Consider the following 19,077-nt stretch of genomic DNA (forward strand, 5'->3'; position numbering starts at 1 on the left):
CGGCGACTCAGGGCGCGTCGTCGAGACGCTCGTCGCCGTCGTCACTCGCCGACTCCGCGGCCGTGCCACCGCTCGCGTCCTCCGCCGCCGCTATCGCGCACACCTCCTCCCAGCGACCCTTCGCTTCGAGGTGGTTCTGGAGTTCGCGGCCGTACTCGCCGGCGAGTTCGCGCGCGGTCTCGGCACGGGCGGCGTAGTCCTCGTCGCTCGACCCGCCACCGCCGAGGCCGAGCGCGCTCTTCACGCCATCGAACAGGCTACCCTTGTTCCCGCCGACGTCGGACTTCCCGCCGCCGGCGCCACCGAGCGCGCCCATCTGCTCCTGGATGTTCTCCAACTCGGGCATGATCGCTTCGAGGTTCGTCGCGTCGCGGTCCACGACGATGCTCGCCCCATCGGGGTTCTCGGGGTCGTCGATGGTGTACTTGGTCGCGCTCATGATGAGACTCCACTCCTGGTTCGAGAACTCCGACCCCGTGACGCGGTCGTTGAACTCCTGGTCGACGGCCATCCGCTCGCCGACGACGCGGTTCGTCCACTCTTCGGTCATACCCACGAATACGCCCACGCGTCCTATCAGGGTTCCGCTGCAATCCGTCGAAAGAAAAGCGTCGTTCGGCCGCGAGTGCGCGCGCCGACCTCGACCTCAGAACGCGTCGCCGGTGAACGAGATGTCGGCGTGGAGGTCTGCCTTCAGGGCGTCGTGGACCTTGCAGAGTTCCTCCGCGCGCTCGACGACCGCCTCGGCCTTGTCGCCGACGTCGCCCTCGACGGCCACGTCGAAACTGATGGCCGCGAGCTTGTCGTCGTCGTTCAGGTCGCCGGTCACGTCGACCTCGACGCGCCCGAGGTCGCCCGCCTGGCGCTGCTCCGCGGCGACGCGGAACGCCGGGACGAAACACGCCGCGTACGTGCTGAGGAGTGTCTCGAGCGTGTCCGGCGCGTCCTCGCCCGTCGCGTCGATCGTCTGCTCGAAGTCGCGGATGCTCGTCGTCGTACTGAACCCTTCCTCGGAAACGGCGTGAACTTGCTTGGACATACACGCACGGCTACACTCGGAACCCGGGTAAGCGTTGCCGTTGCGGAACGCTATCACGCCCCATCTGGGCCGGAAACGGGCGCGCTCGCGACCCGACCGATGCAGCCACGCCGACAGGTCGCCCGCGAAAGGTAAGCGTTAAAACTCGCCCGAGGCTCCTATCGAGTATGGCTGGAACCATCGAAGTGCTCGTTCCGGGTGGACAGGCCAACCCTGGCCCGCCGCTCGGTCCCGAGCTCGGTCCCACACCCGTGGACGTGCAGGCTGTCGTCAGTGAGATAAACGAACAGACGGAAGCGTTCGACGGGACGGAAGTCCCCGTGACCGTCGAGTACGACGACGACGGCTCGTTCAGCATCGAGGTCGGCGTTCCGCCGACCGCGGAGCTCATCAAGGACGAGGCCGGGTTCGACACCGGCAGCGGTGAGCCCCACGAGGAGTTCGTCGCGGACCTCACCGTCGAACAGGTCAAGCAGATCGCCGAACAGAAGCTCACCGACCTGCTCGCGTACGACTCCAAGCAAGCGGCGAAGGAAGTCGTCGGGACGTGCACGTCCCTGGGCGTGACGATCGAGGGCGAGAACCCGCGCGAGTTCAAGAAGCGCATCGACGCGGGCGAGTACGACGACACGTTCCCCGAAGCCGAAGCCTGATTTCAGGCATTCTCTCACTCGTTTCGACGTCGCCACCAGCGATTGCGACGTGCATCCAGTCTCTCCGCATCCAGTCTCAGTTCTCCGCGTAGACCGTCGGGACGTCGATGTGGACGACGGTCCCGTCGTCGCACGTCGTCGTGATGGTGCCGTCGGCACGTTCGACGAGCCAGCGCGCGATCCAGAGGCCGAGGCCTTCGCCGTGGTCGACGGGTGAGGCGTCGAGGCCGCCGGCGAGGAGGTCGCGTTCGATGTCGGGGAGCCCGGGGCCGTTGTCGCTGACGGTGAGGCGGACGCGGTCCTCGCTGTCGCGTGCGGTGATGGCGACGTCGCGGTCCGCAGGCGGTCGGTCGTTGTGGATGCGCGCGTTCTCGACGATCTCCGCGAGCGCGGTGCGGACGGCGTCCCCGTCGGCGACGACGACGTCGTCCGGGACGTCCATGGTGACGTTCGCCGCGGACGGCCCGTCCGCGGCCGCGGTTGCTTCCGCGACCACCGACGAGAGCGGTGCCGGTGCCCGACCGGCCGTCGCCTCGCGGATGCGGCCCTCTATCATCCGCGCGTTGTCACTTATCTCGAGCGTGTCCTGGACGGCGGCCTCGATGGCGGTGGCGTGGGTCTCCACGTCCGCGTCGTCCTCGCGGAGAGACTGCGAGTGCCCGAGCACGAGGTTCATCTCGTTCCTGACGTTGTGCCGGAGGACGCGATTCAGGACCCTGAGCTGACTCTCGCGCTGCTCGAGACGGGTGCCGACGCGGTCGAAGCGCTCGCCGATCTCGTCCCACTCCTCGGTCCCCGACAGCGCCACGTCCACGTCGTACTCGCCGTTCTCGAGCGCGCTCAGGCCAGCGCGGAGGTCCGCTATCTGCTGGATGTTCGTCCGGTACGTCCAGTACCCGACCGCGCCGACCGAACAGAGCACGACCAGGAGCGCGACGCCCTGCACTATCGATACCGTCCGCAGCCGGGTCGTGACTGAGGACCGGTCCTGTTCGACGACGACCACCCAGTCCGTCTGCGCGACCGGTTCCGTCGCACGGAACGTCCGTCCGTCGACCGCCTCGCCCTCGAAGAGCGTCCGCGCGCCCGACCGAACGGTTACGGTCTGCCCGGGGTCGACGAGGTGACTGAGGTCCGAGAACACGCCGTGCTGGTCCTCCTCGGGGTCCTCGAGGTGGATGGCGGCGTTCAGCGTCCCGACGACCGCCGTCCCGTCGCGGATGGGCGTGCTCACGACGACCACGAGGTTCCCGGAGTCCGCGCGGAACGGCTCGCTCACGTACACTCTGCCGTCGAGCGCCTCGCGGACGTACCGGCGGTCGCTCAGATCCGTCCCGAGCACGCGCTCGCGCTCCGTCGCGTTCGTCCCCTCAGCGGAGAACGCCATCACCGTCCCGTTCGCCGCGACGACGCTCGCGCCGTCGAACCGCGACGTCGACAGGAACGCACTCAACGCCTCCTCCTGATGGTCACTCCCGTGGTCGGCGAGCCCGTGCGCTCGCGCACCGACGCGAACCACCTGCTCTTTCGCCTCGAGTTGCGTGTGGAGGTTGTGCGCGACAGTCGCCGCCGTCTCGTTCACGTTCGCACGCTCGCTCTGCACGATGTCGTCCGTGTGGAGCGCGAACCCGGCGTAGACCGTACTCCCGAGGACGACCGAGAGCACGACCAAGAGGCCGACGAGCGTCGTCGACAGTCGCATCTGACCGAATCGACGCGGGACACACATATGAGCGCACTGGGCGATTCACCCCTTCGTCCGCACGCGGGCGAATCACCCCTGCATCCGCTCGTCGACCACGCACGGCCCTGCGTCGCTCTCCCGTGGGTCCAGCACTTCGACGGGTTTAAGAGTCCGTTGGGTCACGTTCCAAGCGAGACAGGCTTCGCCTGTTTCACTGACCCGTAGGAGCACTACGCGTACTACGGAGGTGAACGATGGCAGACCAGGATATAGAGAATGCAGTCTCTCGCGCACTCGAGGACGCACCCGACCGGAACTTCCGGGAGACGGTGGACCTCGCGATTAACTTGCGCGACCTCGACCTCAACGACCCGTCGAAGCGTATCGACGAGTCAGTGGTATTGCCGGCCGGAACAGGCCAAGAGACCCGCATCGTCGTCATTGCAGACGGCGAGACGGGGCTCCGCGCCGAAGACGTCGCCGACGAAGTACTCGACGGCGACGACCTGGCCGACCTCGGAGACGACGACGACGCCGCGAAGGACCTCGCGGGGGAGACCGACTTCTTCATCGCCGAAGAGGCGAAGATGCAGGACGTCGGTCGGTACCTCGGGACCATCCTCGGGCCGCGCGGGAAGATGCCGACCCCGCTCAGCCCCGACGACGACGTCGTCGAAGTCGTCAACCGCATGAAGAACACGGTCCAGCTCCGTTCCGGCGACCGCCGCACGTTCCACACGCGCGTCGGCGCCGAGGACATGACGGACGAGGACATCGGTGACAACATCGACGTCATCATCCGTCGGCTCGAGGCGAACCTCGAGAAGGGCCCGCTCAACATCGACTCCATCTTCGTGAAGACGACGATGGGGCCGAGCGTGGAGGTGCCCGCATGAGCGCCGAAGCGGAGCGCAAGACCGAGAACCTTCCCGAATGGAAGCGCGAGGAGGTCGCTGACCTCGTCGAGACCATCGAGTCCTACGACTCGATCGGTGTCGTCAACATCGCGGGCATCCCGAGCCGACAGCTCCAGGCGATGCGCGCTGACCTCTGGCCGAGCACGGAACTGCGCGTCAGCCGCAACACGCTGCTGGTGCGCGCGCTCGAAGAGGTCGACGAGGGCGTCGAGGACCTGACCGAGCACATCGCCGGTCAGGTCGGTCTCATCGGGACGAACGACAACCCGTTCACGCTCTACAAGACGCTCGAAGCGTCGAAGACCCCTGCCCCGATCAACGCGGGCGAGGTCGCGCCGAACGACATCGTCATCCCCGAGGGCGACACTGGTGTCGACCCCGGGCCGTTCGTCGGCGAACTCCAGCAGGTCGGTGCGCAGGCGCGCATCATGGAGGGCTCCATCAAGGTCACGGAGGATTCGACTGTCCTCTCGACCGGCGAGGAGGTCTCCGACGACCTCGCGAACGTCCTGAGCGAACTCGGCATCGAGCCCAAGGAAGTCGGGCTCGACCTCCGCGCCGTGTTCTCCGAGGGCGTCATGTTCGACCCCGAGGACCTGGACATCGACGTCGACGCGTACCGCGACGACGTCGCCGCGGCTGCCGCGGGTGCCCGGAACCTCTCCGTCAACGCGGTCTATCCGACCGCGCAGACGGCGTCGACGCTGCTCGCGAAGGCGACGGGCGAAGCGAAGTCCGTCGGCCTGCAGGCAGCTATCGAGAGCCCGGACCTCGCGGACGACCTCGTCGCGAAGGCGGACGCACAGGTGCGTGCGCTCGCGGCGCAGGTCGACGACCCCGAGGCGCTCCCGGAGGGCCTGCAGGACGTGGAAGCGCCTGCGGCGGCCGCCGAGGACGCTGCTGACGAGGCCGAGGACGAATCGACTACTGAAGAAGACGATACCGAGGCGGACGCCGAGGACTCCGACGACGACGATGACGACGACGAGGAGGCCGGTGGCGACGCGCTCGGCAACATGTTCGGATAATTCACAATGGAGTACGTTTACGCAGCACTCATCCTGAACGAGACGGGCGAAGAGATCAACGAAGACAACATCACGGGCGTGCTCGAGGCCGCCGGCGTCGACGTGGAGGAATCCCGCGTCAAGGCGCTCGTCGCAGCGCTCGAGGACGTCGACATCGACGAGGCCGTCGCCGAGGCGGCCGCGGTCCCCGCGGGCGGTGCCGCAGCGGGCGGCGCAGCCGGTGGCGACGAGTCCGCCGACGAGGGCGGCGACGACGAGGACGAGGACGTCGAGGAGACGTCGGACGTCCCGGACACGAGCGACGACGACGAGGACGAGGAGGCCAGCGGCGAGGGCCTCGGCGACCTCTTCGGCTGAACGCGCGCTCGATTTCGATTTCGACCTTTCTTTGACGTGCCGACCGGGTAGCGGTAGCTCCGTCCTGTGAACGGCCTGCAAGAGGTGACGTGAGCCAGGTAGCTGTGCGTGGGTTCTTCCGTGAGTGGGCGGCCAGGGTCGGTGATGGTGGGCGTGGACGTCGCCGTGGGGCTCGTGCTGGGTGTGAGCCTCGGGTGCGTGTCGGGGTTGACGCCGGGCGTGCACGCGAACGCGTTCGCGCTCATGCTGGCTGGCGTGGCGCCGTCGATGCCAGGGAGTTCGCTCGCGGTCGGGGTGGCGGTACTGGGTGCGGGCGTGACGCATTCGTTCGTGGACGTGGTGCCGGCGATATCGCTCGGGGTGCCGGATGCGGCGATGGCGGCGACGGCGTTGCCGGGGCATCGACTCGTCCTGGAGGGCCGGGGGCGGGAGGCGCTGCGGGTGTCGGCGCTCGGGAGTCTCGGCGCGTGTGCGTTCGCGCTCGTCGCGGCGTGGCCGGTGACGGAAGCGATGCGCGTGCTCGTCCCGGTCCTGAACGCGCACCTCGCCGTGGTGCTCGTGGTGGCGACGCTCGCGCTCGCGGCGACGGAGCGGTCGTGGCGGCATCGCGGTGCGGCGGTCGTGGTTGCGGCGCTCGCTGGCGGGTTCGGTGCGCTCGCGCTCGACGTCGACGTGTCGGGGCCGCTCGGCGAGAGCGCGCTCGCCGCGATCTTCGGCGGGTTGTTCGGCGCGCCAGTTCTCCTCGACGCGCTGGAGGGCGACGGCGTGCCACCGCAGGGCGACGCCGCCGTCAGGGGGTCGCCGGTCGCGCTCGCTGGCGCGGCGCTCGCCGGCACCGCCGGCGGTGGCGCCGTCGGTTACCTCCCCGGCGTCTCCAGTGGCGTCGCCGCCGTCCTCGCGCTCGCGGTCGTCCCCGGGGACGCCGGCGACCGCGGGTACCTCGCCACGGTCTCCGGCGTCAACACCGCGAACTCGATATTCGCCGTGTTCGCGCTCGTCGCGTTCGGAACGCCGCGGACCGGCGTCCTCGTCGCGTTCGACGACATCGGGGCGCCGCTCGTCCTCCCCGTGCTCGTCGCCGCGGTCGTCGTCGCCGGCGTCGCGGGCGCGCTCGTCGTCGTCACCGTCGGCGACCGCTACCTCGCCGTCGTCGGCGCCGCCGACCAGCGGACCGTCGTCGCGCTCGCACTCCTCGCGCTCGCGCTCGCCGCGTGGACGTTCGGGGGCGTCGTCGGCTGCTGTCTGTTCGCCGTCGCCACCGTCGTCGGCCTCGCCCCCGTGCGCCTCGGCGTGAAACGCGTCCACCTCATGAGCGTCCTCACCCTCCCCATCGCGCTCGGCTGACGCCCGCTCGACGCACAGACGCAACCGGCGGCGCCGCGACGCTCTCGCACGTGCCAGTCCCGCATCGACCGCCCGTAGCCGCTCAGGACCGGCCGTGCCGGATGGTGCCGCCGATAGCCATCGCAGCGAAGAACAACACGACGTCCTTCAGGAGGTACTGTCCCTCCGGCGTCGGTACCAGCGGGAACGCGATGAACGTCACCTCCGGCAGGAGCACGAACGCGAGCAGCGTCCCGGGTATCCGAACCAGGAGCAACGCCAGTGCGACCCGGACCAGCGGCCGGTACAGCATCGCGACTCCAATCGCGACCTCCCACCACCCCAACACCACCACCATCGTCTCCGGCGACCCCCAGTAGACGGTGTGCGCGAGCAACGACGTCGCCGTCTCGTGCCCCATCGGCTTCAGCAACCCGAGCCAGACGAACAACACACCCAGCGAACGTCGATGCAACCGATGCCCGTGCCGCTCGAGGACCCCGACGACTCGAACGTCGACCCGTTCGAACCACGACCGGACCGACCGACGCCACTCGTCCATCCCCAAACATACGCGCCCCAATCACAAATCACTCCCCCAGCACCGACCCGAGAGACCGACCGCACCCCCACCCTCACCCAACCCTCAGCCCAGCAGCCGCCGGACGCTCGTGGAGTCGATTCTACCCTCGCAGGAACCGGCGGCCTGCCGGCCGCCGGACGCTCGTGGAGTCGATTTCACCCACCCCAGGAACCGGCGGCCTGCCGGCCGCCGGATGCTCGTGGAGTCGATTCGAAAGACAACCGTTATACCCAAACGCCTCACACGGTGTTGTATGAGCGAGTCGCAATCAACGGAGCAGCGCCGGTGCATCTCCTGCGGGCTCAACATCGCAGGCACGAACGCCGCGCGCTTCAAGTGCCCCGACTGTGGGGACGTCATCTTCCGATGCGCGAAGTGCCGGAAGCAGAGTAACCTCTACGAGTGTGACGACTGCGGCTTCGAGGGGCCATAACGATGGGGAAGGTCGCCGCGAAGATCAAGGTCATGCCGCAGAGCCCCGAGATCGACCTGGACGACCTCCAGGACCGCCTCGAGGATTCGCTCCCCGAGGGCGCGAAGATCAACGGCGTCGAGCGTGACGACGTCGCGTTCGGTCTCGTCGCACTCCTCCCGACGGTCATCGTCCCCGACGACGCAGGTGGGACGGAAGCCGTCGAGGAGGGCTTCATCGACGTCGAGGGCGTCGAATCCGTCAGCGTCGAATCCGTCGGCCGCATCTAAGCGGCTCCCAGCTTCTTCACCCGTTCTCGCGTCGCGTAGCGACAGCCTCGTCGAGATAGTGAACTCGTCGATTCCGTGACTTCGTCGTCAGTCCTCGAGCGGTTGCGCTGCGAGTTCGGCGATGCGGTCGGTGCCGTCCTCCACGAGGCCGCCGTGATAGCACAGCGTGCGGTCGACGTCGAGGTCGGCGAGCGCGCCGACGGACTCGTGGGCGCGTTCCATGTCGGGCGTGTACTGTGGTTTCGGGCCGTGGAGGCGGTCGTCGCCGTGGTCCGCGACGAGTGCGTCGCCGGCGAGGAGAAGTCGGTGGTCGGGGAGGTACAGCGAGACGTGCCCCGGGCTGTGGCCGGGCGTGTTCACGACGCGCATCGGGCCGGCGGTCGTGTTCAGGGTCTCGTCGCCGACGAGTTCGAGGTCGACTGTCGCGGGCGGGTACCGGTCGCCCTCGGGGTCTGCTTTCACGGGGAACTCGCGGCCGTCGACGTACGGCGCCTCGTCGGCGTGCGCGACGACGAACACGTCCACCTCGTCCTCGAGGGCGGCGAGTGCCCCGGCGTGGTCGCCGTCGTGGTGCGTGAGGACGACGGTCGACACCTCGGCGAGCGCGAACCCGGCGGCGTCGAGCGCCTCGCGGACCTTCGGGACGGCGCCGGGGAGCCCGACGTCGACGAGGACGAATCCGCTCGCGGTCTCGACGGCGACGGGATGGAGTTCGAGCGCGTGGCCGTCGTGCTCGTAGGGGACGGCGAGGTCGTGGACGCCATCGGGGAGTGTCATACGTTCGCGTACGTCGACCAGCGTGGTATCGGTTCGGGTCGCGGCGCCGCCACCAGCGGCTGGTGGTCGTGGAGTTGCGACGTCGAGCGAGTGAACGAGCCCGGAACCACGAGCGGGGAGTGCGTGGGGCGCTGGCACGGTCCGACACGTGTTTATGAGGCCACGCGGTAGCGTGGAGTGATGACTGACGTGGCACCGCCGACGCCGGGGCCGACGGCACCGGACCCGGCGGACGGCGAGGGGAGCGTGCACGTCCTCGGGACGGCGCACGTCTCCCAGGAGTCCGTCGACGAGGTCGAACGGACGATCGACGAGCGACATCCGGACGTCGTCGCGGTCGAGCTCGACGAGGGCCGGTACCGGCAGCTCCGCGGGGAGACGCCAGACGACTTGGATCCGACGGACCTCCTGTCGGGCAATACGGTCTTCCAGTTCCTCGCGTACTGGATGCTGAGCTACGTGCAGGCGCGCCTCGGCGACCGGTTCGACGTGACGCCGGGCGCGGACATGCTCGCCGCGGTCGAGTCCGCGGAGGAACGCGGACTCGGGGTGGCGCTCGTCGACCGCGACATCCAGACGACCATCCAGCGGTTCTGGAAGCGGATGACGTTCTTCGAGAAGCTCCAGACCGCGAGCGGGCTCGCGTTCGGCGCCGCGGACCCGCGACTCGTCGGCGTGACCGTCGGCCTCGTCCTCGGCGTGTTCCTCGCGCCCCTGCTCGGGTTCGGGCTCCCGCTCGCGGGCGTCCTCACCGACGCCGGCCTGCTCTCGGTCGCCACCGGAGGACTCGCCGCTGGCGTCGTCGGGTACGCTTCACTCACCGTCACTGACCGGTACCTCGACGAGTGGACGAGCCTCGTCGCTGCCGCCGCGGTCGGCCTCGGCGTCGGCGCCGCGGTCGCGGTCACGGGCGTCCTCGACCCGTACCTCGGCGGCGTAATCGCCGGCCCCCTCCGGAACCTGCTCGCTGGCGGCTTCATCGGCATCGGCGGCGGTATCGGCGTCGGCGTCGGCCTGGGCGTGCTCTTCGACGCGCTCGGCGTCGGCAGCGGCGAGGACGTCGAGGAGTTCGACGTCGACCAGATGACGGACGCGGACGTCGTCACGGTGATGATGGAGGAGTTCCGCCAGTTCAGCCCCGGCGGTGCGAGCGCGCTCATCGACGAGCGCGACGCGTACATCGCGCACAACCTCGTCGCGCTCCGCGAGAAGGGGTACGACGTCGTCGCGGTCGTCGGCGCCGGCCACCGCGCTGGCATCGAGGAGTACCTCGAGCACCCCGACCGCCTCCCGCCGATGGACGAGCTCGTCGGGACCGAGTCCGGGTCGCGGTTCTCGGTGGCGAAACTGTTCGGGTACCTCATCACGCTCGGGTTCGTCGCGTTCTTCGGCCTCCTCGTCCTCGGCGGCGCGGAGGACGCGTTCCTCCTCCGTTTGTTCGCGGCCTGGTTCCTGTTCAACGGGACGTTCGCGTTCGTGCTCACGAAGCTCGCCGGCGGGCACTGGTCGAGTGCAAGCGTCGCCGGCGCCGTCGCGTGGATGACGAGCCTCAACCCGCTGCTCGCCCCCGGCTGGTTCGCGGGGTACGTCGAACTCCGGAAGACGCCCGTGAACGTCGCGGACATCGGGAAGCTCAACGACATCCTGAACGACCAGGAGTCCCCGCTCATGGACGTCGTCCGGAACCTGTTCGCCGTTCCGCTGTTCCGCCTCATCATGGTTGTCGCGGCGGCGAACATCGGGAGTCTCGTCGCGAGCGTGCTCTTCCCGGTCGTCGTCCTCCCGTGGCTCGCGCCCGAGGTCGGCGGCATCCAGGGCGTCCTCGACCTCCTCGTGCAGGGCGCGGAGAACGGCATCGACATCGTCCGCGGGGTGGTCGGTCTGTGAGGACCTCCAGTACCGAGCTCCGCGACCTCGGGCTCGCGTGGATCGCGCTCAGCGTCGCGTTCGTCCTCCTGCTCTTCCGGAACGCGCTGTTCTCCGGAGAGGTCGTGGTCGTCGCGACGCTCTTCGGGATGTGCGCGCTCACCGCTGGCGTCGCCTTCCTCCTGCACGAGCTCGCGCACAAGGTCGTCGCGCAGCACTTCGGGCAGATAGCGGAGTTCCGCGCGGACTACCAGATGCTCGGCCTCGCCATCCTCTCGGCGATGGTCGGGTTCCTGTTCGCCGCACCCGGCGCGGTCTACCATCGCGGGAACATCACGCCGAAGCAGAACGGCCTCATCGCCATCGCCGGCCCCGTCACGAACCTCGTGCTCGCCGGCGTGTTCTTCGCGCTGTTCGTCGTCGCACCCGGCGACGGCCTGCTGTCGACGGTCGCGAGCCTCGGCGTCTGGATAAACGCCTTCCTCGCGGGCTTCAACATGATTCCGTTCGGGCCGCTCGACGGGAAGACGGTGAAGGACTGGAACCTCGGCGTGTTCGCGGTCGCGTTCGCCGTCATGGGCGGCCTCGCCGCGCTCGTCCTGTTCACGGACGTCGTCCCGATCGCGTTCTGAACGCGCCGCCCGCGACGCGGGCGTCTCGGACGCTCTCGACGCGCCTCTCAGTCGTCGACGAGCGGGTCGACCCGACGGGGTCGACGCCGGCCCTCGCGGAGTCGGAGGGGTTATCCGTGCCCGGGAGAGAGAACGGGTGACGGCACGGACGGGGAGCCCCTTTCACCTCGCGTGGTTCGCCACTCGGGGCCGGCTCGCCGGCCTACCCCGTCGCTCTACACTCCAGAGCGACGGCCATCGGCGTCCTTCGGCGGTTTCGACAGGGTGATGACATGGCCTCGTCGCGGTCACTTCGGCAGACGCCGACGGAGTGGACGGAGGGAGTGATGGACTCGCCTGGTCAGCCCGACGCTCGGACGACGGGAACGACGGCGACTGTCGTCGTGGAAAGCCAGTGTCGTAATGACGTGGACGGTCGAAGGCGTTCGTGTGGTCCGCACGGGAGTCGGTGCGTCGGCGGCGACTGGTGCTCGCGTCGCGAGCGCGCTCGCCGTCCTCGCGGCGGCCGTCGCCGCGGGCGTCTCGCTCGGGGTCGGCCCGCTCGCGGACGCGTTCTTCGCGGCGACGGTGCTCGGAATCGTCTCGCTCGTCGTCGTCGCGGCCGTCGGCGCCTGGACGACCCGGCCGACGGTCGCGTGGTTCGGCGCGCTCGCCGTCGCTGCCGTCGTGGTCGTCGGCCGCTGGTCGGCAGGGGTGTTCATCGTCCCCGCGGCGCTCGCTCTCCTCGCAGCCGCCGCGACCTCCCAGCGCGCGCGCCGCCGGGAGCGCGACCGCGACGGCCCGGATGACTCGCCAGCCTGGCCGGTGCTCGTGGGTCGGGCGCTCGCCGGGGCCGCCGCGCTGGCCGTGGGCGCGACCCTCCTCTACCTCGGGGCGTTCGTCCGCGAGCTGTTCGCCGCAGGCTGCGCTCGCGAGACGCTCTCGTGCGCGCTCGCCGTGACGAACTGGGACGCGGTGGCGTTGACGGCGCTCGGGGTCCTCGCGGTCGCGGTCGGCGGTTCGCTCGTCTGGAAGCAGGCGTTCCGCGCGTCCCTCGCGGCATGGGGACGGCGGGGCTCGAACGACGACTGAGGTGCGCCAGCGTTCGACGTCGACGGGGCGACCTCGGGTGCGCGACGACGTGACGCGGCGGTCACTTCAGCGTGACCCACGTCAGGAAGACGAGGGCGACGAACTGGAGGCCTCGGAGTGCGGCGACGGCCTGGTGGACGACCGGGTCGCCGCTGTACAGCATGTTCGTCGAGAAGAAGAAGTAGAGCGCGGTGACGTTCTCGAGGAGCATGACGAGCGAGAACGCGACGAGCCCCGCCGTCATCGGGGTCCTGAACGTCCGGTAGTTACGCACCCACACTGCGGTGAGGGTGGCTAGCAGTACGGCGTTCAGCGCGGAGAACGCACTCGCGACGACCAGCAGGGTACTCATTGCCATATTAGTCCATCTCCTCCGTGATCCGCTCGAATTCCTCGCGGTGATGCTCGAACCGGTCGGTGAGGAAGTACATCGCGCCGTAGTCCTCGCCGCCCTTCTCGACGACGTCGTGCTCCAGCAGGGTGTCGAGGTGGTAGCGGACGGTGTTGTAGTCGAGGTCGACGACCTCCGACAGCTGGTTCGCGTTCCGCGGTCGGTCCTCGATGGCGCGAATGATCCGTACGCGGCTCTGGCCGCCTCGCGTTCCGACCAGGAGGTACCAGAGCGCCTTCTCCATTCCTGTCTGTTTCCGGTATCGAACACATCGGTTAAATCACCGTCGCATTCCGCGGTCGCGCGCACCGTCGACGCCGGCGTCGGCGCGCGGTCACGGCCTGACCTCTCGACTGACCCACCCCGTGGGCCCGCTCGGGTACGACCGGGACTCTTCGCGGGGCTGGAGGCGGCCGGTCCCGTCGGTCGCGCGGACGACGACCTCGGTCGGGCCGTCGAGGTCGAGCGTCGCCTTCCACTGGCGCCAGACGTCGTCGCCCGGGAGTGGCTCGGTGAGGTCGGCGTCCGTCCACGTCTCGCCGTCGTCGGTCGATACCTCGACGCGGTCGATACCTCGGGTGCCGGCGTACGCGGGCCCGGCGACGGTGACGCGGCCGTCGCCGTGACGTTCCACCGCGTGAAGTTTCGCGACCGTCTCCACGGGACCGGTGCCCTGCCAGCCTTTCTTCTCCCAGTAGCCGTCGACGGCCTCGTCGAGGAACTCGATCTCGGTGAGCCACTTCGCGTTCGTCTCCCCCCAGTGGCCGGGAACGAGCGCGCGCACCGGGAACCCGTGGCCTTTCGGGAGTTCCTTCCCGTTCATGCCGTACGCGAGCAGGCCGCCGCGGAGCGCCGCCAGTGGGAACTGGACGTGGTAGCCGTCGGCGGCACGCAGCATCACGCACTCGCAGTCGCCCTGGGGTTCGACCTGGTCGAGGAGCGCGTCGGTGGGGGTGCCCGTCCAGACGGCGGTGTCTATCTTCTCGCCGTTCAGGTCGTCGCCGACGCACCGGAGCGTGTTGTACCGGTTCTCGGTGGGGAGCGCGCGGAGTTGCGCCATCGTGAACTCGCGTTCGGCGTCGACCGCGCCCGTGATCGAGACCGTGTGCGTGGCGGCCTTGCGCGACGGGTCGATGGCGTTGATGTCGACCTCGTAGTGCGCGCGGCGCGTGGAGACGAGGCCGCCGAGGCCGTCGACGTCGAACGAAGCGGTCGCGGCGGCGTCCAGCATCTCCCGTGGTTCGCTGCCGCCGACGTCCGCGGCGGATTCGGGCGTACGAAGGACACCGACCGCGGATCCGAGTGCGGCGAGCGCGGAGACGCTCGCGACGAGTTCGATGCTGCGGCGACGGTCGAGGTCGACGGTCGACCCAGATGACCGGAGTGCGGCGATGGCGACGGGGACGCTCGCGCCGACGCCGGAGCCGATGGCGGCGAGCGGCGTCGCGGTCACGGCGTACGCGAGCAGGGCGACGGTGCCGCCGGTCGCGGTGACGGCCGCGACTTTCGTCTCGGCGCGTCGGGCGACGGCGAGGCCGCCGAGTGCGACCGCGGCGAACGCGCCGACGGTGAGCGCGACCGCGAGCGCGAGATGCAGGAGGTGGCCGGTGCTCCCGAGTGTCTCGATGCTGAACGTGACGAGCGCCGGCGGCGTCGCGTTCACCACAGCGGCGTCGACGCGACCGAGCACGAGCCGGTTCGTCGCGAACCCGACGGCAGCGACGTTCCCGGCGACCGCGAGCACGCCGGCGGCGACGGCGACGAGCGCGTCGTCGCGAGAGAACGAGCGAGTCATGCTGACTGAACGGAAGGCATCTCCCGGTCAAGAGGGTTTTCCGGGTTCTCTCTAGAATCCGTTCGAGATTCCGCCCGCACTCGGTCGCGGACTGTCCGGGATTCCGACGGACCTATGTGCTGGCCGGGCGGGCGTTCACGCATGACCGAAGACGCGGCCGGCGAGGACGCGGACGCGACCGAATCGAGCGAGGACGGCGAGGGGATGACGTACGCGGACGCGGGCGTCGACGTCGAGAAGAGCGAGGACGCGACCGCTGCGCTCCTCGACGCGGTCGGGAACGTCGTCGAGACCGAGTACGCCGGACTCCTCGACATCGGCGACCAGTTCCTGTCGCTCGCGACCGACGGCGTCGGCACGAAGCTCCTCGTCGCGGAGGCGCTCGGCGATTACTCGACGGTCGGTATCGACTGCATGGCGATGAACGTGAACGACCTCGTCGCCGCGGGCGTCCAGCCGGTCGCGTTCGTGGACTACCTCGCGGTCGACGAGCCCGACGAGGGGTTCGCCGAGCAGGTCGGCGAAGGCCTCCGCGTGGCCGCAGAGCGCGCGGACGTCTCGCTGCTCGGTGGCGAGACCGCGGTGATGCCCGAGGTCGTCTCCGGGCTCGACCTCGCGGGGACCGCTGCGGGGCTCGCGGACAAGGACGACGTGTTCGACGGCGAGGCCGCGGTCGGCGACGAACTCGTCGCGTGGCCGTCCTCGGGCATCCACTCGAACGGGTTGACGCTCGCTCGGAAGGCCGTTCGCTCGGAGTACGAGTACGACGACCCGTTCCCCGCCGACCCCGAGAAGACCGTCGGCGAGGTACTCCTCGAGCCGACGCGCATCTACACGGACCTCCTCGCGCCGATGCGCGAGCACGACGTCCGGGCGGCGGCGCACGTCACGGGCGGTGGGTGGCGGAACCTCTCTCGGATGGGCGACCATCGCTACGAGATAACGGACCCGTTCCCCGCGCAGGACGTGTTCGCGGTCGTGCAGGAGCTCGGGAACGTCGCGCCCCGCGAGATGTACGAGACGTTCAACATGGGGACCGGGTTCGTCGCGGCGGTCCCGGAAGGCAGCGGGGAGGCGCTCGCGGATGCGACCGAGGACGGGCGCGTCATCGGCGAGGTCGCCGAGGGAGACGCGGTCGCCGTGCGCGGGATGGAACTCTAGGGCGTCGAGGTCGTCGCGACGAAGGACGGTCGCGTCGAGGTCGACGCGTGCGAACGCGCGCTATCGCTTGTTCTCGCCGCCGTGCTCGTTCAGGACCTTCTTCAGGACGCGGTTCGCGCCGCGTCGAACGCGTTCGCTCGCGGCTTGCTGGCTGATGCCGAGGTCGGCGGCGACGTCCGAGAGCTTCCCGCCGCGAGGCACCTCGAAGTACCCGTGTTCGACGGCGCTGACGAGCGCGTCGTGTTGCTCGTCGGTGAGCCCGAGTTCGAACGCGCCCTCGGGGTCCTCCTCGAGGGTGTAGATGCGGTCGACGTGGAACTCGAGACCTTCCTCTTGACAGCTGTTGTGGAAGTCCCGGAGGCCGACGTGGTCGCGGAACCGGAGGTTGAACACCCATCGTTCGTTCCCGTGTGCCTGGAGGATGGTGGCGCCGGAGCTCTCGAGGATGCGCGTGAGGTTCGTGACCGTATCGTGCCAGATGACGTGATAGAGCACGCGGTCGTGGACGTGACTGAGCGCCTCCAGTGACTCCACGAGTTCGTTCCGTCTGACCGCGTGCTCGAACGCCTCGAAGTCGGGGGCTTCCGCCCAGAAGTACGGCATGATGTCGCGGCCGGTCGGGACGACGCGCTCCAGTTCGATGTGCACGCCATCGAGGACGCTCGTGACGCGTCCGAGGTCGAACGCGTCCGCGTCGATAGTGAGTTCCACGATGACTGCCATAGCTACCTGAACGCGGACTGCGGGTATAAACACGTGTATCGAACAAGCACGGCGACTTCCCGTGTCCCGAACTGCGATACGACCGTCGGCGGACGTCGACCGTGGTCTCGGTGCAGGACGCGGAACCCGGGAAGGGGGGAATCGGTGCCGTGCGCCCGCACCGGCTACGAGCGAGGTCCGCCGACGCACCCGAAGGGAGGGCGAGGCACCGCGTCGTCGTGCCCGCAACGGGTCCAGCACCGACGCGAGCGCGGCGACGCCCGACCGGGTGATGCGAACGCGGGGACGCCCGACCGGGTGATGCGAACGCGGCGACGTCCTGCCCCGACGTCGCCCGTCACTGCGGCTCGACGGTGACTTCTCGGCGACGACCGCCTCGCAGTGCCGACGTCCGCGATGCGATGGCGCCGGTCACCGTGCGTCGGCGGTCGCGACCGTCGCTCACTCCGTCGGGCCGTGGAGGTGGTGGACGTACCGTCGGACGAGGCCGCCGCCGACGACCAGTGCCGCGCCGAGTCCGAACAGGGGGAGCGTGGAGGCGACGAACGCGGGCGTGAGGTCGTTCCGTGCCGCGAGCGCGTACAGCAGGACGAACGCGCCGACGATGACGACGATACCGGCGGCTCGCCTGCTCGTCGATTCGGAGACCATGAACGACGATTACCGACGGTGATACTTAGGGTGTGCGTTCTCGCCCTGGATGGACTCCCGGTCGCGCGACGCGACGAGTGGTCGAAAGCGCCGGGCGGGCCGCTCAGACCGAGAGGTGCGTGGCGATGTCGGCCTCGGTGACGATGCCGACGAGCTGCCCGCCGTCCTTCACGATGACGGCGTCCTGGTGGTCGAGGTAGTTGTCGACCTCGTCCACGGTCGCCTCGGGCGCCACCGTCGCGAACCCCTCGTTCATGACGTCCGCGACCGGAAGGGATTCGACGTCACGGTCCTCGCGGTGCTCGCGGATGTCGCTGTTCGAGATGATACCGACCGGCGTTCCCGTCTCGTCGACGACCGGGAGCTGACTGAACCCGGCCTCGCCCATGATGTCGATCGCGCCGGCGACGCTGTCGTCCATCCGTACGGTGACGACGTCGACGTGCATGATGTCGCGCGCTCGCCGTATCTCGCCTTCGGCCTCGTTCAGCGCTTCGACGATGCGGCGGAGCGTCGAGAGCCGCGGGTCGACGTCGCCGCCCTCGATGCGTGCGACGAGCGGCTGGGAGACGTCGGCGGCGTCCGCGAGCTCGCTCTGCGTGAGGTCGAGCGCCTCCCGGCGCTCCCGCAACTCCTCCTCCGTCGGCAGTTCCATACCCGAACGGGATTACCCGAAGTAATAAAAGTGTTGTCGGTCGCGAGCGACTCCGACCGCGCCCGAACACCTCGCGACCGACGAGACCGCGGCCTCGACCGGAACGCCACGCGCCCGATTACTCGTCGTCCTCGTCCTCCTCGGTGAGGACCGTCTCCACGACCGAGAGCGGGACGTCCCGCAGCGCGCCGCCGACCTCGCTCTTCGCGATGCGCTTCGCGTGCTCCTCGCTGTCCGCGTTGAACACGTCCATCTCCAGCAGGAGGCCGACGAGCGCGGTGTCCGCGGCGACGAACGCGCTGTCGAAGACCTCGGCGCACGCCGGACACTGCGTGCCGCCGACGTTCACTTCGACGTACTCCTTCCCCGAGTCGTTCAGTCGCTTCCCGGCTTCGCTGACCGCAACCCCGATGGCGTCCTCGACGTTGTCGACGTCACGAACCAACCACGCGGCTTCCATCGCAACGAGGTAATTGCTCATACCAACCCGTGTGGGTTCGAGCAAGGCTAGGTTTGCGGTTCGTCCGCCCCCACGGGCCGGCGTGGCGTGCCACGGCCTCCCGTCGGCGCAGCCGTGGACATTCGGATCACTCCCTCGACGCGCGAGGTCGTCGGTCGCGTCACGCCCACCGACCAGAGCGCTCGTCATTGCGTAAGTTATGGCGATGCCACGGCGACGAGGGGTGAACGACCGTGGTTGGCGCGAGGTTGGAGACCCGTGGAGACGCCCCGAGCACCACTCAGGTCGTCTCGGAGACAACTCCGCTTGAACCCGCAGACGGCGCCGGGGTCTGCGAGAGAGACCCAGTCACCCCTCCCCGCAATCCGCCCGACAAGCTTATATAGGCAGTCGCGTAGCGTCCGGGTGAAGTCCGATGATAGAACGGGCACTCGCTGCCACGCTGTTCGCGCTGTACCAGGTCACCATCGCGATGGGCATCGCGCTCCTCCCGCTGGCACTCATCACCCGTCGGTTCGGGTTCACGCTCCCCGTCGACCGTCTCGTCGACGCCACGGAGCGCGCCTACGAGCACACCGCTCCCTGAACGCGCCGGCAGCACCACCGAAC

General features: G+C 69.2%; 24 protein-coding genes. 12 read left to right on the forward strand and 12 right to left on the reverse strand.

What is annotated here, in order from left to right; all coding sequences use genetic code 11:
• Nucleotides 1-7: 7 nt before the first annotated feature.
• Both ACZ48X_RS05815 and ACZ48X_RS05820 read right to left on the reverse strand, forming a co-directional pair.
• Complete coding sequence (locus ACZ48X_RS05815; protein ID WP_336350053.1) at nt 8-550, reverse strand: DUF5799 family protein; 543 nt, start codon at nt 548-550, stop codon at nt 8-10.
• 96 nt (nt 551-646) lie between these two features.
• Nucleotides 647-1,039 carry an OsmC family protein gene (locus ACZ48X_RS05820; protein WP_336350052.1) on the reverse strand — a complete coding sequence of 131 codons (393 nt, stop codon included), beginning with the start codon at nt 1,037-1,039 and terminating at the stop codon, nt 647-649.
• A 167-nt stretch (nt 1,040-1,206) separates the two neighbouring features.
• Here ACZ48X_RS05820 and ACZ48X_RS05825 point away from each other — a divergent pair, with 167 nt between their 5' ends.
• A complete protein-coding gene (locus tag ACZ48X_RS05825) occupies nt 1,207-1,692 on the forward strand; it encodes a 50S ribosomal protein L11 (RefSeq protein ID WP_336350051.1) in 486 nt (161 codons plus the stop codon).
• Between the two features lie 76 nt (nt 1,693-1,768).
• Here the strand turns inward: ACZ48X_RS05825 and ACZ48X_RS05830 are convergent, their stop codons facing one another.
• Entirely contained in the window at nt 1,769-3,394 is a 1,626-nt protein-coding gene (locus ACZ48X_RS05830; protein ID WP_336350050.1) for a sensor histidine kinase, read from the reverse strand.
• A gap of 236 nt (nt 3,395-3,630) precedes the next feature.
• On the opposite strand from ACZ48X_RS05830, the gene ACZ48X_RS05835 reads away from it, so the two are divergent.
• The 4 genes from ACZ48X_RS05835 to ACZ48X_RS05850 all read left to right on the forward strand — a co-directional run bounded on the left by ACZ48X_RS05835 (nt 3,631) and on the right by ACZ48X_RS05850 (nt 7,022).
• Nucleotides 3,631-4,272, forward strand: coding sequence for a 50S ribosomal protein L1 (locus tag ACZ48X_RS05835; RefSeq protein WP_336350049.1), 642 nt, complete (start codon nt 3,631-3,633; stop codon nt 4,270-4,272).
• On the forward strand, nt 4,269-5,321 hold the full coding sequence (locus ACZ48X_RS05840) for a 50S ribosomal protein L10 (RefSeq protein ID WP_336350048.1): 1,053 nt from the start codon (nt 4,269-4,271) through the stop codon (nt 5,319-5,321). The genes ACZ48X_RS05835 and ACZ48X_RS05840 overlap by 4 nt, the downstream gene beginning before the upstream one ends.
• 6 nt (nt 5,322-5,327) lie before the next feature.
• Nucleotides 5,328-5,678, forward strand: a complete 351-nt coding sequence (gene rpl12p / locus ACZ48X_RS05845; RefSeq protein WP_336350047.1) for a 50S ribosomal protein P1 — start codon at nt 5,328-5,330, stop codon at nt 5,676-5,678.
• Between the two features lie 120 nt (nt 5,679-5,798).
• Nucleotides 5,799-7,022, forward strand: coding sequence for a tripartite tricarboxylate transporter permease (locus ACZ48X_RS05850; RefSeq protein WP_336350046.1), 1,224 nt, complete (start codon nt 5,799-5,801; stop codon nt 7,020-7,022).
• 82 nt (nt 7,023-7,104) lie between these two features.
• Here ACZ48X_RS05850 and ACZ48X_RS05855 read toward each other — a convergent pair whose 3' ends face one another.
• The gene (locus ACZ48X_RS05855) at nt 7,105-7,563 is read right to left on the reverse strand and encodes a hypothetical protein (RefSeq protein ID WP_336350045.1); all 459 of its coding nucleotides are present in this window, start codon (nt 7,561-7,563) and stop codon (nt 7,105-7,107) included.
• Between the two features lie 274 nt (nt 7,564-7,837).
• Between ACZ48X_RS05855 and ACZ48X_RS05860 the strand changes: the two genes are divergently transcribed.
• Complete coding sequence (locus ACZ48X_RS05860) at nt 7,838-8,017, forward strand: HVO_2753 family zinc finger protein (protein ID WP_336350044.1); 180 nt, start codon at nt 7,838-7,840, stop codon at nt 8,015-8,017.
• Nucleotides 8,018-8,019: 2 nt separating this feature from the next.
• Nucleotides 8,020-8,286: an elongation factor 1-beta gene (locus tag ACZ48X_RS05865; protein WP_336350043.1), complete on the forward strand. Its 267-nt coding sequence runs from the start codon at nt 8,020-8,022 to the stop codon at nt 8,284-8,286.
• Nucleotides 8,287-8,373: 87 nt separating this feature from the next.
• On the opposite strand, the gene ACZ48X_RS05870 is transcribed toward ACZ48X_RS05865, so the two are convergent.
• Nucleotides 8,374-9,063, reverse strand: coding sequence for an MBL fold metallo-hydrolase (locus ACZ48X_RS05870; protein WP_336350042.1), 690 nt, complete (start codon nt 9,061-9,063; stop codon nt 8,374-8,376).
• Between the two features lie 180 nt (nt 9,064-9,243).
• Here ACZ48X_RS05870 and ACZ48X_RS05875 point away from each other — a divergent pair, with 180 nt between their 5' ends.
• The 3 genes from ACZ48X_RS05875 to ACZ48X_RS05885 all read left to right on the forward strand — a co-directional run bounded on the left by ACZ48X_RS05875 (nt 9,244) and on the right by ACZ48X_RS05885 (nt 12,632).
• A complete protein-coding gene (locus ACZ48X_RS05875; protein WP_336350041.1) occupies nt 9,244-10,950 on the forward strand; it encodes a TraB/GumN family protein in 1,707 nt (568 codons plus the stop codon).
• Complete coding sequence (locus tag ACZ48X_RS05880) at nt 10,947-11,561, forward strand: metalloprotease (RefSeq protein ID WP_336350040.1); 615 nt, start codon at nt 10,947-10,949, stop codon at nt 11,559-11,561. Before ACZ48X_RS05875 ends, ACZ48X_RS05880 begins: the two co-directional genes overlap by 4 nt.
• Before the next feature lie 429 nt (nt 11,562-11,990).
• A complete protein-coding gene (locus ACZ48X_RS05885) occupies nt 11,991-12,632 on the forward strand; it encodes a hypothetical protein (protein ID WP_336350039.1) in 642 nt (213 codons plus the stop codon).
• A 61-nt stretch (nt 12,633-12,693) separates the two neighbouring features.
• Here the strand turns inward: ACZ48X_RS05885 and ACZ48X_RS05890 are convergent, their stop codons facing one another.
• From ACZ48X_RS05890 to ACZ48X_RS05900, 3 genes are all read right to left on the reverse strand, one after another.
• On the reverse strand, nt 12,694-12,990 hold the full coding sequence (locus ACZ48X_RS05890; protein ID WP_336350038.1) for a DUF8036 family membrane protein: 297 nt from the start codon (nt 12,988-12,990) through the stop codon (nt 12,694-12,696).
• 1 nt (nt 12,991) lies between these two features.
• Nucleotides 12,992-13,267 carry a winged helix-turn-helix domain-containing protein gene (locus ACZ48X_RS05895; protein WP_227131381.1) on the reverse strand — a complete coding sequence of 92 codons (276 nt, stop codon included), beginning with the start codon at nt 13,265-13,267 and terminating at the stop codon, nt 12,992-12,994.
• 90 nt (nt 13,268-13,357) lie between these two features.
• The gene (locus ACZ48X_RS05900) at nt 13,358-14,818 is read right to left on the reverse strand and encodes a molybdopterin-dependent oxidoreductase (RefSeq protein ID WP_336350037.1); all 1,461 of its coding nucleotides are present in this window, start codon (nt 14,816-14,818) and stop codon (nt 13,358-13,360) included.
• Nucleotides 14,819-14,959: 141 nt separating this feature from the next.
• On the opposite strand from ACZ48X_RS05900, the gene purM reads away from it, so the two are divergent.
• On the forward strand, nt 14,960-15,979 hold the full coding sequence (purM, locus tag ACZ48X_RS05905) for a phosphoribosylformylglycinamidine cyclo-ligase (protein WP_336350036.1): 1,020 nt from the start codon (nt 14,960-14,962) through the stop codon (nt 15,977-15,979).
• A gap of 60 nt (nt 15,980-16,039) precedes the next feature.
• On the opposite strand, the gene ACZ48X_RS05910 is transcribed toward purM, so the two are convergent.
• The 4 genes from ACZ48X_RS05910 to ACZ48X_RS05925 form a co-directional block, all read right to left on the reverse strand.
• Nucleotides 16,040-16,702: a helix-turn-helix domain-containing protein gene (locus ACZ48X_RS05910; protein ID WP_336350035.1), complete on the reverse strand. Its 663-nt coding sequence runs from the start codon at nt 16,700-16,702 to the stop codon at nt 16,040-16,042.
• Nucleotides 16,703-17,143: 441 nt separating this feature from the next.
• Complete coding sequence (locus tag ACZ48X_RS05915; protein ID WP_336350034.1) at nt 17,144-17,353, reverse strand: hypothetical protein; 210 nt, start codon at nt 17,351-17,353, stop codon at nt 17,144-17,146.
• 103 nt (nt 17,354-17,456) lie between these two features.
• On the reverse strand, nt 17,457-18,008 hold the full coding sequence (locus tag ACZ48X_RS05920; RefSeq protein WP_336350033.1) for a CBS domain-containing protein: 552 nt from the start codon (nt 18,006-18,008) through the stop codon (nt 17,457-17,459).
• 118 nt (nt 18,009-18,126) lie between these two features.
• Complete coding sequence (locus ACZ48X_RS05925) at nt 18,127-18,489, reverse strand: DUF555 domain-containing protein (RefSeq protein ID WP_227131387.1); 363 nt, start codon at nt 18,487-18,489, stop codon at nt 18,127-18,129.
• Between the two features lie 394 nt (nt 18,490-18,883).
• On the opposite strand from ACZ48X_RS05925, the gene ACZ48X_RS05930 reads away from it, so the two are divergent.
• Nucleotides 18,884-19,054 carry a hypothetical protein gene (locus tag ACZ48X_RS05930; protein ID WP_336350032.1) on the forward strand — a complete coding sequence of 57 codons (171 nt, stop codon included), beginning with the start codon at nt 18,884-18,886 and terminating at the stop codon, nt 19,052-19,054.
• Nucleotides 19,055-19,077 lie beyond the last annotated feature (23 nt).

It is taken from the genome of Halorubellus litoreus, assembly GCF_055378595.1.

Coding starts and splice junctions, on each gene's coding strand:
- ACZ48X_RS05865 (WP_336350043.1), top strand. CDS start 8,020: ATGGGGAAGGTCGCCGCGAAGATCAAGGTCATGCCGCAGAGCCCCGAG.
- ACZ48X_RS05855 (WP_336350045.1), bottom strand. CDS start 7,563: ATGGACGAGTGGCGTCGGTCGGTCCGGTCGTGGTTCGAACGGGTCGAC.
- ACZ48X_RS05930 (WP_336350032.1), top strand. CDS start 18,884: ATGATAGAACGGGCACTCGCTGCCACGCTGTTCGCGCTGTACCAGGTC.
- ACZ48X_RS05920 (WP_336350033.1), bottom strand. CDS start 18,008: ATGGAACTGCCGACGGAGGAGGAGTTGCGGGAGCGCCGGGAGGCGCTC.
- ACZ48X_RS05870 (WP_336350042.1), bottom strand. CDS start 9,063: ATGACACTCCCCGATGGCGTCCACGACCTCGCCGTCCCCTACGAGCAC.
- ACZ48X_RS05875 (WP_336350041.1), top strand. CDS start 9,244: ATGACTGACGTGGCACCGCCGACGCCGGGGCCGACGGCACCGGACCCG.
- ACZ48X_RS05840 (WP_336350048.1), top strand. CDS start 4,269: ATGAGCGCCGAAGCGGAGCGCAAGACCGAGAACCTTCCCGAATGGAAG.
- ACZ48X_RS05895 (WP_227131381.1), bottom strand. CDS start 13,267: ATGGAGAAGGCGCTCTGGTACCTCCTGGTCGGAACGCGAGGCGGCCAG.
- ACZ48X_RS05820 (WP_336350052.1), bottom strand. CDS start 1,039: ATGTCCAAGCAAGTTCACGCCGTTTCCGAGGAAGGGTTCAGTACGACG.
- ACZ48X_RS05825 (WP_336350051.1), top strand. CDS start 1,207: ATGGCTGGAACCATCGAAGTGCTCGTTCCGGGTGGACAGGCCAACCCT.
- ACZ48X_RS05915 (WP_336350034.1), bottom strand. CDS start 17,353: ATGGTCTCCGAATCGACGAGCAGGCGAGCCGCCGGTATCGTCGTCATC.
- ACZ48X_RS05835 (WP_336350049.1), top strand. CDS start 3,631: ATGGCAGACCAGGATATAGAGAATGCAGTCTCTCGCGCACTCGAGGAC.
- ACZ48X_RS05815 (WP_336350053.1), bottom strand. CDS start 550: ATGACCGAAGAGTGGACGAACCGCGTCGTCGGCGAGCGGATGGCCGTC.
- ACZ48X_RS05910 (WP_336350035.1), bottom strand. CDS start 16,702: ATGGCAGTCATCGTGGAACTCACTATCGACGCGGACGCGTTCGACCTC.
- rpl12p (WP_336350047.1), top strand. CDS start 5,328: ATGGAGTACGTTTACGCAGCACTCATCCTGAACGAGACGGGCGAAGAG.
- ACZ48X_RS05890 (WP_336350038.1), bottom strand. CDS start 12,990: ATGGCAATGAGTACCCTGCTGGTCGTCGCGAGTGCGTTCTCCGCGCTG.
- purM (WP_336350036.1), top strand. CDS start 14,960: ATGACCGAAGACGCGGCCGGCGAGGACGCGGACGCGACCGAATCGAGC.
- ACZ48X_RS05830 (WP_336350050.1), bottom strand. CDS start 3,394: ATGCGACTGTCGACGACGCTCGTCGGCCTCTTGGTCGTGCTCTCGGTC.
- ACZ48X_RS05900 (WP_336350037.1), bottom strand. CDS start 14,818: ATGACTCGCTCGTTCTCTCGCGACGACGCGCTCGTCGCCGTCGCCGCC.
- ACZ48X_RS05860 (WP_336350044.1), top strand. CDS start 7,838: ATGAGCGAGTCGCAATCAACGGAGCAGCGCCGGTGCATCTCCTGCGGG.
- ACZ48X_RS05925 (WP_227131387.1), bottom strand. CDS start 18,489: ATGAGCAATTACCTCGTTGCGATGGAAGCCGCGTGGTTGGTTCGTGAC.